This is a genomic window from Massilia oculi (assembly GCF_017582745.1).
GTDB classification, from domain to species: Bacteria; Pseudomonadota; Gammaproteobacteria; order Burkholderiales; family Burkholderiaceae_D; genus Telluria; species Telluria oculi_A.
Genome location: NZ_JAFVIM010000001.1, coordinates 343534 through 358077 on the forward strand (window position 1 = coordinate 343534; position 14544 = coordinate 358077).

Consider the following 14544-nt stretch of genomic DNA (forward strand, 5'->3'; position numbering starts at 1 on the left):
AAAAATTTCACCTACCAGCACATCATGGAATTAGCCAAGTCTTTCGAGCCAGCCGATATTGAACAGTTCTGGCGCGCCGAGTGGGAAAAACGCGGTTACTTCACCGCCACCATGGACGAGGGCAAGCCGTCCTTCAGCATCCAGCTGCCGCCGCCGAACGTGACCGGCACGCTGCACATGGGCCACGCGTTCAACCAGACCGTCATGGACGGCCTGACCCGCTACTACCGCATGCGCGGCTACAACACCGCCTGGGTGCCCGGCACCGACCACGCCGGCATCGCGACCCAGATCGTGGTCGAGCGCCAGCTCGACGCCCAGAAGATCTCGCGCCACGACCTCGGCCGCGACGCGTTCCTGGAAAAAGTCTGGGAGTGGAAGGAAAAGTCGGGCAACACCATCACCGGCCAGATGCGCCGCCTGGGCGCCTCGGCCGACTGGCAGCGCGAATACTTCACGATGGACGACGTGCGCTCGAAATCGGTGGTCGAAGTCTTCGTGCGCCTGTACGAGCAAGGCCTGATCTACCGCGGCAAGCGCCTGGTCAACTGGGATCCGGTGCTGGGCACGGCGGTCTCCGACCTCGAAGTCGATTCGCAGGAAGAAGACGGCTCGATGTGGTACATCCAGTACCCGCTGGCTGACGGCAGCGGCCACCTGACGGTCGCCACCACCCGTCCCGAAACCATGCTGGGCGACGTCGCCGTCGCGGTCGATCCAACCGACGAGCGTTACACCCACCTGCACGGAAAACTGATCAAGCTGCCGCTCACCGGCCGCGAGATCCCGATCATCGCCGACAGCTACGTCGACAAGGAATTCGGCACCGGCTGCGTCAAGATCACCCCGGCCCACGACTTCAACGACTACGCCGTCGGCCAGCGCGCCGGCCTGGAGCCGATCAACATCTTCACGCTCGACGCGAAGATCAACGAGAATGCGCCCGCCCAGTACCAGGGCCTCGACCGCTTCGCCGCGCGCAAGCAGATCGTCGCCGACCTGGAAGCGCTCGGCCTGATGGAACAGATCAAGCCGCACAAGCTGATGGTCCCGCGCGGCGACCGCACCAATGTCGTGATCGAGCCGATGCTGACCGACCAGTGGTTCGTCGCCATGACCAAGCCGGCGCCGGAAGGCACTTTCAATCCGGGCAAGTCGATCACCGAAGTGGCGCTGGAAAAAGTCGCCAGCGGCGAGATCAAGTTCGTGCCCGAGAACTGGAGCACCACCTACAACCAGTGGCTGGGCAATATCCAGGACTGGTGCATCTCGCGCCAGCTGTGGTGGGGCCACCGCATCCCGGCCTGGTTCGCCGAGGACGGTTCCATCATCGTCGCGCGCAATGAAGAAGAAGCCCAGGCCAAGGCCGCCGCGCAAGGCATCACGGGCCTGCTCCGCCGTGACGACGACGTGCTAGACACCTGGTTCTCGTCGGCGCTGGTGCCCTTCTCGACCATGGGCTGGCCGGAAGAAACGCCGGACATGAAGATGTTCCTGCCGTCGTCGGTGCTGGTCACCGGCTTCGACATCATCTTCTTCTGGGTGGCGCGCATGGTCATGATGACCGCCCACTTCACCGGCAAGGTGCCGTTCGAGACCGTCTACGTGCACGGCCTGGTGCGCGACTCGCAGGGCCAGAAGATGTCGAAGTCGAAGGGCAATACGCTCGACCCGATCGACCTGATCGACGGCATCGACGTCGAGACCCTGGTCGGCAAGCGCACCACTGGTTTGATGGACCCGCGCGCGACCGAGAAGATCGCCAAGGCGACGCGCAAGGAATTCCCCGAAGGAATCCCGGCCTTCGGCACCGACGCCGTGCGCTTCACCATGGCGAGCTACGCTTCGCTGGGCCGCAACATCAACTTCGACCTGGGCCGCGCCGAGGGTTATCGCAACTTCTGCAACAAGCTGTGGAACGCGACCCGCTTCGTGATGATGAATACCGAGGGCAAGGACTGCGGCGCCCCGGCTGCCGAGGATCTGTCCCCGGCCGACCGCTGGATCATCTCGCTGATGAACCGCGTCGAGCTCGACGTCGCGAAAGGCTTCGCCGACTACCGCTTCGACAATATCGCCAGCAGCATCTATAAATTCGTGTGGGACGAGTACTGCGACTGGTACCTGGAAGTCGCCAAGGTGCGCGTCCAGCAGGGCACCGAAGCGCAGCAACGCGCCACCCGCCACACCCTGCTGCGCGTGCTGGAAGTGATCCTGCGCCTGGCGCATCCGATCATCCCGTTCGTGACCGAAGCGCTGTGGCAGAGCATCGCGCCGCTGGCCGGCAAGACCGGCGAGACCATCATGCTTCAGCCGTATCCGCTGGCCGACACCTCCCTGATCGACGAGGACGCGGAAGCGTGGATGGAGCAGTTCAAGGCGCTGACCGACGCCACCCGCAACCTGCGCGGCGAGATGTCGCTGTCGCCGTCGGTGCGCGTGCCGCTGATCGTCGAGCCGGGCAACGAGGAAGACCGCGCGAAGATGGCGGTGTTCGCACCGTACATCCAGCTGCTGGGCAAGCTCGCCGAAGTGCAGATCGTCGACGCGCTGCCGGAATCGCCGGCCGCGGTGTCGATCGTCGGCACCACCAAGCTGATGCTGAAGGTCGAGATCGACGTCGCCGCCGAACGCGAGCGCCTGTCGAAGGAGATCGCACGCGTGAGCGGCGAGATCGCCAAGGCCGAAGGAAAGCTGTCGAACGAGAGTTTCGTCGCCCGCGCGCCGGCTGCCGTGGTGGCGCAGGAGAAGGAACGGGTGGCGAACTTCTCGGCCACCTTGGCCAAGATGCAGGAACAGCTGGCGAAGCTGCCGGCCGCCTGATCCGGCGCACGCCCCAAACAAGAAACGCGGCCTCGGCCGCGTTTTTTTATTTCAGGTTCTGCCACCAGCGCCCGCCCGCATGCGGCTGCTTCAAGTCCAGCGCCTCGCCCATCTCGGGCGTGGTCAGCTTGACGCCCTTGTCGTCGGCCAGCTGCGCGATGCGGTCGAACGGATCCTGCCAGCGATGCATCCCCAGGTCGAAGGTGCCGTTATGCACTGGGAACAGCCAGCCCGCGTTCAGGTCGAGGAATGCCTGCATGGTTTCCTCGGGCTGCATGTGGACGTCGGGCCAGCGCTTGTCGTAGGCGCCGGTTTCCAGCAGCGCCACGTCGAACGGGCCGAACCTGGCGCCGATCTCCTTGAAGCCCTTGAAGTAACCGGTGTCGCCGCTGAAGAACAGGCGCAGCTCGTCGTGCTGGATCACCCACGAGGCCCACAGGGTCGTATTCGCATCCGCCAGGGTACGGCCCGAGAAATGCTGGGCCGGCGTCGCGGTGAAGCGCACGCCGCCCACCTCCATGCCCTGCCACCAGTCGAACTGGCGCACCTTGGCCTGGTCCACACCCCAGCCGACCAAGCGGTCGCCCACGCCCAGCGGCGTCAGGAACAGCGTCGTTTTGGCGGCCAGCGCCTTGATGGCGGCGTAGTCGAGGTGGTCGTAGTGGTCGTGCGACAGGATCACGGCCTTGATCGGAGGCAGTTCGTCGATCGAGATCGGCGGCGCATGGAAGCGCGCCGGGCCGGCCCACTGCACGGGCGAGGCGCGTTCGGAGAACACCGGATCGGTCAGATAGAACTCGCCGCCGAGCTTGATCAGCATGGTCGAGTGACCGAGGCGGTACAGCGTATGGTCGGGCGCCGCCAGCAGCGCGGCCTGGCTCAGGGTGCGGACCGGCACCGCCTGCTCGGGAATCGTGCCCTTCGGCTTGTCGAACATGAAAATCCACCACAGCTTGGCCATTTCGCCAAAGCTCATCTTGTGCATCTCGACCGGGTTGCGGTATTTCCCATCGTGAAATTGCGGCGAAGCGGGTGCGGTAGTGGTGTTGGCGAAGGAGGTGCAGGCAGCCATGATAGCGATTGCTCCAAGTAGGATAGTGCCGAACAGTAGGCGCATGGTATGAATGATTAGTCGTAAAGTACACTACACAGTGTAGTATCGAAATTTGAGAAAGTAAACTACTGAGTGTAAAATTCGTGTATGCACACGCCGACCCGCCTGACCGACCGAAAACGCAGCGCCATCCTGGCTGCCGCTGCCGAGCAGTTTCGCGTCCATGGTTATGAAACCGCCAGCATGGACGCCATCGCGGCGCTTGCGGAAGTGTCCAAGCGCACCGTCTACAACCACTTCGCCAGCAAGGAAGAGCTGTTCGCCGAGACCGTGATGCAGATGTTCGAAAGCAGCGCCGGCCAGCTCGAACTGGGCTACCAGAGCGAACGCAGCCTGCGCGAGCAACTGGTCGAATTGATGACGCTGAAGATGCGCACCCTGGCCGATCCGGAGTTCATCGCCCTGGCGCGGGTGGCGATCGGCGAAGCGATTCATGCGCCGGAGCGTACCTTGCCGGTGATTGCCCGCCTGGGCGAGCGCGAGGAAGGCGTCACGGCCTGGATCCGTGCGGCGCAGGCCGACGGCAAACTCAAGGCGGGCGATCCTTCGTTCGCGGCGACCCTGCTGCAGGGCCAGATCAAGACCTTCGCCTTCTGGCCGCAGATTGCGATGGGCGCCGCGCCGCTGGCGCCGGCGGAACAGGAGCGGGTCATCGACGCCGCGGTGTCGATGTTCCTGTCGTATTTCGCGGCAACCTAGAAACTGATCACGAAGCGGGCGCCCTTGCCCACCGACCTGGCGTAGCGCACCGTGCCGCCGTTTTCGTGCACCAGGTGGCGCACCATGGCCAGCCCGATGCCCCCGCCCTGCTTCTTGGTCGTGTAGAACGGCGTGAAGATGTGCGGCACCGAGGCCTCGGGAATGCCCGCGCCGTCGTCGACGACCTCGATGCGCAGGCGGCTGCCGCGCACCAGCCGCGCATCGACCCGGGCGCGGCCGCCGGGCTGCGTGGCCTCGAAGGCGTTCTTGAGCAGGTTGATCAGCGCCTGCTCGAGCTGGCCGGGATCGGCCATCAATTCCAGCGAGGCCGGTTCGACCGTGAAGGTGACGTCCCCGCCGCGCGCGCGCCAGCCCGGTCCCACCAGCGCATTCACCCGCCCGAACAAGTCGGCCAACTCCACGCGCTCGGGCCGCGCGGGCGGCACGTTCGACAGGCTACGGTAGCTGCCGACGAAATCGACCAGGCTGTCGGCGCGGCGGTTGATCGCCTCCAGCGCCGTCCTGAGGTCGGCGCCGACGTCGGGCGGCAGGCTCTCCTCGAACTCGCTCAAAAGATCGCGGGCGGTACGTGAAAGCGATGCGACCGGCGTCAGCGAATTCATGATCTCGTGGGTCAGCACGTGCACCAGCTGGCGCCAGGATTTCAGGGCCTCGGCTTCCAGCTCGCTCTCGACCGGCATCAGCGCGACGAGGCGCTGCGGCGCGCCGTGCAGGGTCAGCATCGACACCGCGACCAGCGCACGTTCGACGCCGCGCTCGGTATCGAACTCGATCAAGCGCCGCCTGGCGTCCAGCGCCGCCAGCTGGCGGTACAGCGCGCCGGCGTCGAGCGCCCGCCCCGGCGCGACCAGCTTGCGCGCGCTGGCGTTGAGCGGCGCCGCGCTGTCGGCGGCGTCGATGGAGAACAAGGCGATCGGCGCGTGTTCGAGCCGCGCCTCGAAGGCCAGCGCGTTGTCGAGCAGCGCGCGCTGCTCGATGCCGGCTTCCGGCACGACGGGCGGCGCCTGGCGCGCCCGGGCAAGCCGCTCCACGCACCACCACAGCAGCGCCAGCATCGGCAATGCCGCCAGCGCGCACGTCACCTGCAGGCGCGGCGACTCGCCCAGCCCGCCCGCGCCGAAGGCCAGCGCCAGCATGCCGGCCAATGCCAGCCAGATGCCGGCCCTAGATCCCATGCTTGCCCAGCTTGCGGTACAGCGCCGCGCGGCTCAGGCCCAGCAGGCGCGCGGCCAGGCTGATGTTTCCCCTGGCTTGCTCCATGGCGGCCGCGATGGTGTCGCGTTCGAGCGCGCCGAGCTTGAACGATTCTTCCACTGGCGCCGCCGGCGGCGATGGCGGCGCCACCAGGCCGAAGTCGTCGACGTGGTAGTCGGATTGAAGCCCGAGGATGACGGCGCGTTCGCAGGCGTGGCGCAGCGCGCGCACATTGCCCGGCCAGTCCCAGGCGCACAGGCGCTCGAGCACACCCGGCGCCAGCTCGCGCACCGGCCGCTGGTACTCGCCCTCGTACAGCGACAGGTAGTGATGCAGCAGGGCCGGGATATCGCCCCGCCGTTCGCGCAGCGGCGGCACGCGGATCACGATCGTGTTCAGGCGGAACAGCAGGTCGGTGCGAAACACCGAGGCATCGAACAGCCTTGTTTCATCCAGGTTGGTGGCGCTGACGACGCGCACGTCGACCGGCTCGGCGCGGTCGGCGCCGACCGGCGTCACCTGGCGCCGCTCCAGCGCCGTCAGCAGCTTGGCCTGGGCGCCCAGCGGCATATTGCCGACCTCGTCGAGGAACAGCGTGCCGCCCTGCGCGGCCTGGAAGCGGCCCGCGCGGTCGGCCCTGGCGTCGGTGAAGGCGCCGCGCCGGTGGCCGAACATCTCGCTCTCGAAGGTCGTCTCCGGCAGGGCGCCCATGTCGACCGCCAGGAAGGTGCCGTGCGCGCGGCTGGACGCCGCGTGGATGGCGCGCGCCACCAGTTCCTTGCCGACGCCGTTCTCGCCCAGCACCATGACGTTGGCCATGGTCGGCGCCACGCTGGCGATCATCGCCTTGACGCCCTGCATGGCCGGCGAGTCTCCCATCAGGCTCGCGTCGACGGCAACGGTCCTGGCGCCGCGCCGCGCCAGCGCGGCATCGACCGCCGCCAGCAGGCGTGCATTGTCCCAGGGCTTGGTGATGAAGTCGCCGGCGCCGCGCTTGAGCGCCTCCACCGCCAGCGGCACGTCGGCATAGGCGGTCAGGACGATCACGGCCGGCGCGGCGGCCATGGCGCGCAGGCGGTCGAGCACCGCGAGGCCCTCGGCGCCGTCGATGCGGCCCGGCGTGAAATTCAGGTCGAGCAGGACCACGTCGGGCACGCCGGCCGCCAGCAAGGCGTCCAGCCGCGCGGGATCGTCCAGCGTGGCCACCGCGCCGTGGCGCCGCCGCAGCAGCATCTGCGCGGCGCAGGCGACGTCGGGGTCGTCGTCGAGGATCAGGATGCGCGCGGAGGATGGGGACATGGAGGTCGGGATGGTCAGGCCAGCAGGCATTCTAGCAGCGCAAAACGGCGTCGTGCGGCCTCCCCCGGACACATGACCGACTCCGCACACCCGACCTGTCCGGAATCGGACAGGTGAAGGCCGAAAAGCCGTCCACACGCCCCAAAAACGGCCTGGCACGCCGCTTGCAAAGAGTTCCGGCATGGACCAGATACCCCCACCCGCCGTCACCGGCGCCGCCATGGACGTGACGCTGCCGCCACGGCGCGGCCGCCGCGCCGCCCGACTTGCGCTGGCCTTTGCCGCCGTCGCCGCCGGCGGCGCGCTGCTGTGGCAGATGCTGCCGCGCGGCCTCGAGGTCGAGCTGCGCGACGTGCGCATCGCCAGCGTCAAAGCCGGCGTGTTCCGCGACGAGATCGTGGTGCGCGCGCTGGCCGAGCCGCTCAATTCGATCATGCTCGATGCGGTCGAATCCGGCCGCGTCGAGGAAGTCTTCGCCCGCGACGGCCAGGCGGTCAGGAAAGGCGACCTGCTGTTTCGCCTGTCGAACCCGCAGCGCAACCTGGAGCTGCTGGCGCGCCAGGCCGAACATGCGCAGCAGATCTCGAACCTGGCCAACCTGCAGGTGGCGCAAGAGGCGGTGCGCACCGACCACCAGCGCCGCCTGAACGATCTCGAATTCGCATTCGGGCAAGTCGAGAAGCAGCACGCCCGCAATGCCCGGCTGGCGCGGGATGGCTTCATCTCCGCCGCGGCGCTCGAAGAATCGGGCGACAAGCTGGCGCAGGCGCGGCGCGCGCTTAACGAGGAAAGCCGCGGCATGCGCCTCGAACAGGGCGTGCGCGAGCGCGCCCTGAAGCAGATGGACCAGGCCATCCGCGGCCTGGCCACGGGCCTGGAACTGGTGGCCGCGACGGTCGACGCGCTGGCGGTGCGCGCGCCGAGCGACGGCGTGCTGACCGACTTTCGCCTGCTGGTCGGCCAGGCGGTGCGCCAGGACCAGGCCATCGGCCGCATCGACGATCCGAACCGTTTCAAGCTCAGCGCCCAGGTCGACGAGTTCTACCTGAGCCGCGTCACGCCCGGCCGCGAAGGCCGCATCACCCAGGACGGCAAGACTTACGCGCTGCGGGTCAGCACCGTCTACCCGCAGATCAAGGAAGGCCGCTTCAACGCCGAACTGGTATTCACGGATGCCCGGCCGGCGGTGATCAGTCCCGGCCAGGGGATGGACGTGCAACTCACCCTCGGCCAGAGCGCGCGCGCCTTGCTGCTGCCAAACGGCGCTTTCGCCAACGACGGCGGCGGCGCCTGGGCCTTCGTCGTGACGGAAGACGGCAGCCATGCCGAAAAGCGCGACATCGCACTAGGCCGTCGCAGCACGACACAAGTCGAAGTGCTGTCCGGCCTGGCTCCCGGCGACCAGGTCGTCGTGTCCGGCTATGCCGGCTTCGGAAAGGCCGAACGGCTGCGCCTGACCGAGTAACATTCACACATCACACAGGAATCCACCATGCTCAAGCTGTCAAACGTCAGCAAGATCCACACGGCGGGCGAAGTCCAGACCCGCGCCCTCGACCGCATCGACCTCGAGATCGGCGCCGGCGAATACGTCGCCATCACCGGGCCTTCCGGCTGCGGCAAGTCGACCCTGCTGGGGGTTCTTGGCCTGCTCGACGTGCCCAGTTCCGGCAGCTTCCTGTTCGACGGCCACGACGTCAGCGGCTGGAGCGAGGCGCGCCTGAACGGCCTGCGGCGCGGCATGGTCGGCTTCATCTTCCAGAGCTTCAACCTGATCGAGGAACTGAGCGTGTTCGAGAACGTCGAACTGGCGCTCGAGTACACCGGCGTGTCGGGCAGCGAACGGCGCCGCCGCGTGCAGGCCATGCTCGAACGCCTGGGCGTTGCGCATCGCAGCAAGCACCGGCCGTCGCAGCTGTCGGGCGGCCAGCAGCAGCGGGTGGCGATCGCGCGCGCCCTGGTGGCCGGGCCGGCCGTCCTGCTGGCCGACGAGCCGACCGGCAATCTCGATACCGCCCACGGCGACGAGGTGATGCGCCTGCTGCGCACCATCAATGCCGAAGGCACGACCGTGGTGATGGTCACCCACTCGCCGGCGCACGCGGCCCAGGCCTCGCGCACCGTGCGCCTGCTGGACGGGCGCATCGTGGTCGACGCGCTGCAGGCCGCGTGAGGAGAGCGAACATGCTATTGCGCGACTTTCGTATCGGCTGGCGTTTGCTGGCCAAGGACCGCTCGTATTCCGCGGTCGTGATCCTGGGGCTGGCGGTCGGCATCGCCGCCTGCTTCCTGCTGCTCGGCCTGGTGCGCCATTCCTTCTCCTACGACCGCCACGTGCCGGAGCACGAGCGCATCTACCAGCTGCAGGAGAGCTGGAACCTGGCGCTGCTCGGCAACGGCTGGACCCACGTGGCCAGCATGCCGGCGCGCGATGCGCTGCTTTCCAGTGGCCAGCCGCTGCTGGCCACGGCGTTCCTGGAGCGCGGCCTGGACGCGCGGGTGGGCGACCAAGTACGCTCCTTCGGCCTGACCCTGGTCGATCCCGCCTTCCAGCAGATCTTTTCGCCCACGGTGCTGGCCGGCGACCTGCAGGCCGCGCTCACCCGTCCCGGCGCGCTGGCGCTCACCCGATCGACCGCGATCAAGCTGTTCGGCCGCGCCGACGTGGTCGGCGCCACGCTGCAAGGCGACCGGCAGACGTATAGCGTGGCCGCGGTGCTGGCCGACCAGCCGGCGGCCACCACCACGCGATACGAGGCGCTGGCCGGCATCCGGGCGCCGTTCATCCGGGAGGAATCGCTGCGCAATATGCAGCGCTCATGGGGCTTCACCGGCGGCAGCGTGTACGTGAAACTGCTGCCCGGCGCCGATCCACGGGCGGCGCTCGCCAATGTGGAGCGCGGCCTGCGCCAGTCGCGGCTGGTGCTGCGCGACTATGCCGAGCAGGTGGCCGGGCTGGGCGGACGCGACCTGATCGAATACCGGCTGCGCGCGCTCGCCGACGTCTACCTGGCGCCCGATGTCGATGCCGCCGGTTCGGTGCACGGCAACCGCCAGGGCATGCTCGGCCTGGCCGGGGTGGCGGCGCTGATCCTGCTGCTGGCTGCAACCAATTACGTGAACCTGGCCACCGTACGCACCCTGGCGCGCCAGCGCGAGATCGCGATGCGCAAGGTGCTGGGAGCCTCGGCGCCGGCGGTGGCTCGCCAGTTCCTGGCCGAATCGGTGCTGGTGTGCCTGGTGGCGACCCTGCTCGGACTGCTGCTGGCCTGGCTGCTGATGCCGGTGTTTTCCGACCTGGTGCAGCGCGAGTTCGACGCCATGTTCGACAGCGCCGCCGTGGGCGCCACGCTGGGGCTCGGGCTGCTGCTCGGCCTGGCCGCCGGCGCCTGGCCGGCCTGGTCGGCGCTGCGGGTGCGCCCCGGCGCCGCGCTGGCCGGCCGCAACGGCAGCGAAAGCGCCGGCGGCCTGTGGCTGCGGCGCGCGCTGACCGTGTTGCAGCTGGCCACCGCCATGGGCCTCACCGCGACCACGCTGGCGGTGGCCTGGCAGACGCGCCACGCCAGCACCATCGATCCCGGCTTCGATATGGCGCCGCTGTTGATGTTCCCGGCCGCGAACGATATGCGCGATGCGCGCACCCGCGCGCTGCGCGACGAGATCGCGCGCCTGCCCGACGTGGCGGGAGTGGCGGTGTCCCACATGCCGTTCAATGTCGGCCAGAACATCACCACGCTGCGGCGCGAGGGCGGCCAGGCGACCGACCTGGCGATCTATGTCATGACCCCGGAATTCTTCGATGTGCTGGGCGTGAAGCCGGTGGCCGGACGCCTGTATGACCCGGCGCTGGACGGCGCCAGGGAACCCGGTCGCGTGGTGATCAATGCCTCTGCCGCGCGCCGGCTCGGCTTCGCTACTGCCCAGGATGCGGTCGGCAAGAGCCTGATCAATCCGGACGGGGATTCAGGGCCGAAGCAGATCGTCGGCATCGCTCCCGACATTCGCCACCGCTCGGCGCGCGACGAACAGCAACCCACCGCCTATCTGCTGCACGACCAGGTCGGCATGTTCATCGTGCGCACCCGCGCCAACCCCGAGGCGACCGCGCACGCCATCGAAACGCTGTGGCCGCGCCACTTCCCGAACGAGACGCTCGGCGTGGTGCGCATGCAAAAGATGGCGACCGACCTGTTCTATGCCGACGACCGGCGCCTGGCCCAGTTGCTGGGCGCCTCGAGCCTGATCGCCAGCGCCATCGCCGCCTTCGGCATCTATGTGCTGGCGGCGTACAGCGTGCAGAAGCGGGAAAGGGAGATCGTGCTGCGCAAACTGTATGGCGCCAGCAGCGGCGCGATCGGCCGCCTGGTGGCGCGCGAGACCGGTCGCCTGGTCGGCGCCGGCGCCCTGCTTGGCCTGCCGCTGGCCTGGCTGGCGATCCAGCAGTACCTGGGCGGCTTCGCCACCCGGGCCTCGGTGGGCGGCTGGCCGCTGGCGCTGGCACTGCTGCTGGCCTGCGTGGTGGCGCTGGGCGCCACCACGCGCCACGCGCTGGCGGCGATGCGCATGCGCCCTGTGCTGGCGCTGCGCGAGTAATTTACTTGACCGGCGCGTCGTCGCGCGCAGGCGCTTGCGGCGCGCGCGAGGCCGCGGCGCGCTGCTCCCAGTAATGCGCGTTCTCGATGCCGAGCGCCTTCGGGTCGAACTCCGGATCCTTGCCGGCCTTCTTCTGCGCCTCGTAGTCGCGCAGGCACTTGAACGCCACCTTGTGCAGCAACACGATGGCGACGACGTTCAGCCACGCCATCAGGCCGACGCCGATGTCGCCCAGGCCCCAGGCCACGTCGGCGGTCTTGACCGCGCCATAAATGGTGGCCGACACGATGCACAGCTTGAGCACGAAGCCGAGCCATGGATGGCGGCCGTGGCGGTCCATATAGGCGATATTGGTCTCGGCGATGTAGTAGTAGGCGACGATGGTAGTGAAGGCGAAGAACAGCAGCGCGATCGCCACGAACAGCGCGCCGAAGCCCGGCATCACGTTCTCGAGCGCGGTCTGGACGTAGCCCGGCCCCGAGGCCACGCCCTGGATGCCGACGAACACCGGCGCGCCTTCCGGCGTTTCGACGTTGTACTGGCCGGTGATCAGGAGCATGAAGGCGGTCGCCGAGCACACGAACAGGGTGTCGATGTAGACCGAGAAGCCCTGCACCAGGCCCTGCTTGGCCGGATGGCTCACTTCGGCCGCCGAGGAAGCGTGCGGGCCGGTGCCCTGGCCGGCCTCGTTCGAATAGATGCCGCGCTTGACGCCCCACTGGATCGCCAGGCCGAGCATGGCGCCGAAGCCGGCGTCCAGGCCGAAGGCCGAGCTGAAGATCAGCTGCAGCACGCCCGGCAGCTCACCGATGTTCATGGCCACGATCACCACCGCCACCAGGATGTAGGCGGCGGCCATGAACGGCACCACGATTTCGGCGAAGTGGGCGATGCGGCGCACGCCGCCGAAGATGATGATGGCCAGCAGCACGGCCAGGCCGATGCCGGTGAACAGCGGATCGATGCCGGCGGCGGTCTTGAGGCCCTCGGCGATCGAGTTGGCCTGTACGCCCGGCAGCAGCAGGCCGGTCGCGAGCAGGGTGGCGATGGCGAAGGTCCAGGCGTAGCGTTTCATGCCCAGGCCCTTCTCGATGTAGAAGGCGGGGCCGCCGCGGTACTGGTTGCCCACCGGCTCCTTGTAGACCTGGCCCAGGGTCGATTCGACGAAGGCCGAGCTGGCGCCGAGGAAGGCCATCATCCACATCCAGAACACCGCGCCCGGGCCGCCGAAGGTGATCGCGGTGGCGACGCCGGCGATATTGCCGGTGCCGACCCGGCCGGCCAGCGTCATGGCCAGCGCCTGGAACGAGGACACGCCCTGCTCCGAGCTCTTCCCTTCTCGCATCAGGCGCACCATCTCGCGCACGTGGCGCAGCTGCAGGAAGCGCGAACGTACGGAGAAATACAGCCCGGCCCCGAGGCACAGGGCGATCATGATGGGGCTCCAGATGATGCCGTTGACGGCGTTGACCAGGTCGAGCATGCAATGTCCTTGTGGCGTGAAAAAAAAGATGCCACAAGATACAACAATTCGTGAAAAACTTGCATCGAAAAAAAATAGAATGGCTGCAACGTGCGCCACAGGCGTAGCAGGAAATGGCAATGCGTCAAGACATGGTAGGATCGGACCATGGACCGACGAAGCGACTACAAGACCTCCCTGCGCATCGACGCCGTGATTCACGAAGCGTCTGCCGAGAACCGTTCCAGCGCCGCACGCCAGCTCGCCGAGCTAGGGGTGCCGCTGGACGTGACCATGCGCGTGCTGACCCGCCCGGCCGAGCGGCGCCACCAGGTCACGCCGGAAGACGTGCGCAACGCGCCCTGAACGTCAACGCCGGTTTTGGAGGGAATCCTCTGATTCCGGGCCATCCCGCCATCGGGTGGCTTTGCTACACTCTGCCATACCAACAACAACACTGGAGACACCCCATGCGACACCTGATGCGCGCCGGCCTGATCGCCGCCATGTTCGCCCTGCCCGCCGCCGCGTTCGCGCAAGGCGCTTCGCCGGTCGGCACCTGGAAAACCATCGATGACGAGACCGGCAAGCCGAAGGCGCTGGTGCGCATCACCGAGGAAGGCGGCGTCCTGACCGGCAAGATCGAGAAACTGTTCCGTCCCGCTGACCAGGACCAGAATCCCAAGTGCGTGAAGTGCAGCGATGCGCGCAAGGATCAGCCGATCATCGGCATGACGATCCTCTCGGGCCTCAAGAAGGAAGGCAACGAATACACCGGCGGCCAGATCCTCGATCCGTCCAACGGCAAGACCTACAAGAGCAAGGCCAGCCTGGCCGACAACGGCAGCAAGCTCGAAGTGCGCGGCTATATCGGCGCCCCGATGTTCGGCCGCACCCAGACCTGGCAGCGCGAACAATAAACCTCAACGCGGCCCGGCGACGGGCCGTTTTTCTTCCTGATGACCCTCAATCAAGCCTATATCTTCCTTGGCTTTGCCATCGTCGCCGAAGTGATCGGCACCACCGCCCTCAAGGCTTCCGACAGTTTTACCCGCCCGCTGCCGAGCCTGGTCACGGTCGGTTGCTACGCCCTGTCGTTCTACCTGCTCACCTTCAGCCTGCGCGTGCTACCCACCGGCATCGCCTATGCGATCTGGTCCGGTGTCGGCATCGTGCTCATCTCCCTGGTCAGCTGGTTGTATTTCAAGCAAAGCCTGGACCTGGCGGCCATCGCCGGCCTGGCGCTGATCATCGCCGGGGTGCTGGTCATCAACCTGTTTTCGAAGAGCGTCGGGCACTAGTTCACGCGCCGCGCAATGTCGGCTATGCTAACGCGAAT

At 67.5% G+C, this 14544-nt stretch carries 12 protein-coding genes; 8 read left to right on the forward strand and 4 right to left on the reverse strand.

Features of this window, described 5'->3' with window-relative positions:
- Positions 1-24: 24 nt before the first annotated feature.
- A complete protein-coding gene (locus J3U95_RS01615; protein WP_208276963.1) occupies positions 25-2823 on the forward strand; it encodes a valine--tRNA ligase in 2799 nt (932 codons plus the stop codon).
- Positions 2824-2869: 46 nt separating this feature from the next.
- On the opposite strand, the gene J3U95_RS01620 is transcribed toward J3U95_RS01615, so the two are convergent.
- On the reverse strand, positions 2870-3895 hold the full coding sequence (locus J3U95_RS01620) for an MBL fold metallo-hydrolase (protein ID WP_208276964.1): 1026 nt from the start codon (positions 3893-3895) through the stop codon (positions 2870-2872).
- Positions 3896-4024: 129 nt separating this feature from the next.
- Between J3U95_RS01620 and J3U95_RS01625 the strand changes: the two genes are divergently transcribed.
- The gene (locus J3U95_RS01625) at positions 4025-4636 is read left to right on the forward strand and encodes a TetR/AcrR family transcriptional regulator (protein WP_208276965.1); all 612 of its coding nucleotides are present in this window, start codon (positions 4025-4027) and stop codon (positions 4634-4636) included.
- On the opposite strand, the gene J3U95_RS01630 is transcribed toward J3U95_RS01625, so the two are convergent.
- Positions 4633-5832: a sensor histidine kinase gene (locus J3U95_RS01630; protein WP_208276966.1), complete on the reverse strand. Its 1200-nt coding sequence runs from the start codon at positions 5830-5832 to the stop codon at positions 4633-4635. The genes J3U95_RS01625 and J3U95_RS01630 overlap by 4 nt on opposite strands.
- Positions 5822-7150 carry a sigma-54-dependent transcriptional regulator gene (locus J3U95_RS01635; protein ID WP_208276967.1) on the reverse strand — a complete coding sequence of 443 codons (1329 nt, stop codon included), beginning with the start codon at positions 7148-7150 and terminating at the stop codon, positions 5822-5824. The genes J3U95_RS01630 and J3U95_RS01635 overlap by 11 nt, the downstream gene beginning before the upstream one ends.
- Before the next feature lie 181 nt (positions 7151-7331).
- Between J3U95_RS01635 and J3U95_RS01640 the strand changes: the two genes are divergently transcribed.
- The 3 genes from J3U95_RS01640 to J3U95_RS01650 are packed head-to-tail and all read left to right on the forward strand — an operon-like array spanning position 7332 to position 11743.
- On the forward strand, positions 7332-8615 hold the full coding sequence (locus tag J3U95_RS01640; protein ID WP_229519573.1) for an efflux RND transporter periplasmic adaptor subunit: 1284 nt from the start codon (positions 7332-7334) through the stop codon (positions 8613-8615).
- Between the two features lie 27 nt (positions 8616-8642).
- Positions 8643-9323: an ABC transporter ATP-binding protein gene (locus J3U95_RS01645; RefSeq protein ID WP_208276968.1), complete on the forward strand. Its 681-nt coding sequence runs from the start codon at positions 8643-8645 to the stop codon at positions 9321-9323.
- An 11-nt stretch (positions 9324-9334) separates the two neighbouring features.
- Positions 9335-11743, forward strand: coding sequence for an ABC transporter permease (locus J3U95_RS01650; protein WP_208276969.1), 2409 nt, complete (start codon positions 9335-9337; stop codon positions 11741-11743).
- Position 11744: 1 nt separating this feature from the next.
- On the opposite strand, the gene J3U95_RS01655 is transcribed toward J3U95_RS01650, so the two are convergent.
- Entirely contained in the window at positions 11745-13226 is a 1482-nt protein-coding gene (locus J3U95_RS01655) for an alanine/glycine:cation symporter family protein (protein WP_208276970.1), read from the reverse strand.
- Positions 13227-13373: 147 nt separating this feature from the next.
- Between J3U95_RS01655 and J3U95_RS01660 the strand changes: the two genes are divergently transcribed.
- From J3U95_RS01660 to J3U95_RS01670, 3 genes are all read left to right on the forward strand, one after another.
- A complete protein-coding gene (locus tag J3U95_RS01660; protein WP_208276971.1) occupies positions 13374-13571 on the forward strand; it encodes a hypothetical protein in 198 nt (65 codons plus the stop codon).
- A gap of 104 nt (positions 13572-13675) precedes the next feature.
- A complete protein-coding gene (locus J3U95_RS01665; protein ID WP_208276972.1) occupies positions 13676-14125 on the forward strand; it encodes a DUF2147 domain-containing protein in 450 nt (149 codons plus the stop codon).
- A 39-nt stretch (positions 14126-14164) separates the two neighbouring features.
- Positions 14165-14506: an SMR family transporter gene (locus J3U95_RS01670; RefSeq protein WP_208276973.1), complete on the forward strand. Its 342-nt coding sequence runs from the start codon at positions 14165-14167 to the stop codon at positions 14504-14506.
- Positions 14507-14544: the final 38 nt, after the last annotated feature.

What these genes read in the sequence shown, in the direction of transcription:
- J3U95_RS01615 (WP_208276963.1), top strand. Translation starts at nt 25, where the DNA reads ATGGAATTAGCCAAGTCTTTCGAGCCAGCCGATATTGAACAGTTCTGG.
- J3U95_RS01620 (WP_208276964.1), bottom strand. Translation starts at nt 3,895, where the DNA reads ATGGCTGCCTGCACCTCCTTCGCCAACACCACTACCGCACCCGCTTCG.
- J3U95_RS01625 (WP_208276965.1), top strand. Translation starts at nt 4,025, where the DNA reads ATGCACACGCCGACCCGCCTGACCGACCGAAAACGCAGCGCCATCCTG.
- J3U95_RS01630 (WP_208276966.1), bottom strand. Translation starts at nt 5,832, where the DNA reads ATGGGATCTAGGGCCGGCATCTGGCTGGCATTGGCCGGCATGCTGGCG.
- J3U95_RS01635 (WP_208276967.1), bottom strand. Translation starts at nt 7,150, where the DNA reads ATGTCCCCATCCTCCGCGCGCATCCTGATCCTCGACGACGACCCCGAC.
- J3U95_RS01640 (WP_229519573.1), top strand. Translation starts at nt 7,332, where the DNA reads ATGGACCAGATACCCCCACCCGCCGTCACCGGCGCCGCCATGGACGTG.
- J3U95_RS01645 (WP_208276968.1), top strand. Translation starts at nt 8,643, where the DNA reads ATGCTCAAGCTGTCAAACGTCAGCAAGATCCACACGGCGGGCGAAGTC.
- J3U95_RS01650 (WP_208276969.1), top strand. Translation starts at nt 9,335, where the DNA reads ATGCTATTGCGCGACTTTCGTATCGGCTGGCGTTTGCTGGCCAAGGAC.
- J3U95_RS01655 (WP_208276970.1), bottom strand. Translation starts at nt 13,226, where the DNA reads ATGCTCGACCTGGTCAACGCCGTCAACGGCATCATCTGGAGCCCCATC.
- J3U95_RS01660 (WP_208276971.1), top strand. Translation starts at nt 13,374, where the DNA reads ATGGACCGACGAAGCGACTACAAGACCTCCCTGCGCATCGACGCCGTG.
- J3U95_RS01665 (WP_208276972.1), top strand. Translation starts at nt 13,676, where the DNA reads ATGCGACACCTGATGCGCGCCGGCCTGATCGCCGCCATGTTCGCCCTG.
- J3U95_RS01670 (WP_208276973.1), top strand. Translation starts at nt 14,165, where the DNA reads ATGACCCTCAATCAAGCCTATATCTTCCTTGGCTTTGCCATCGTCGCC.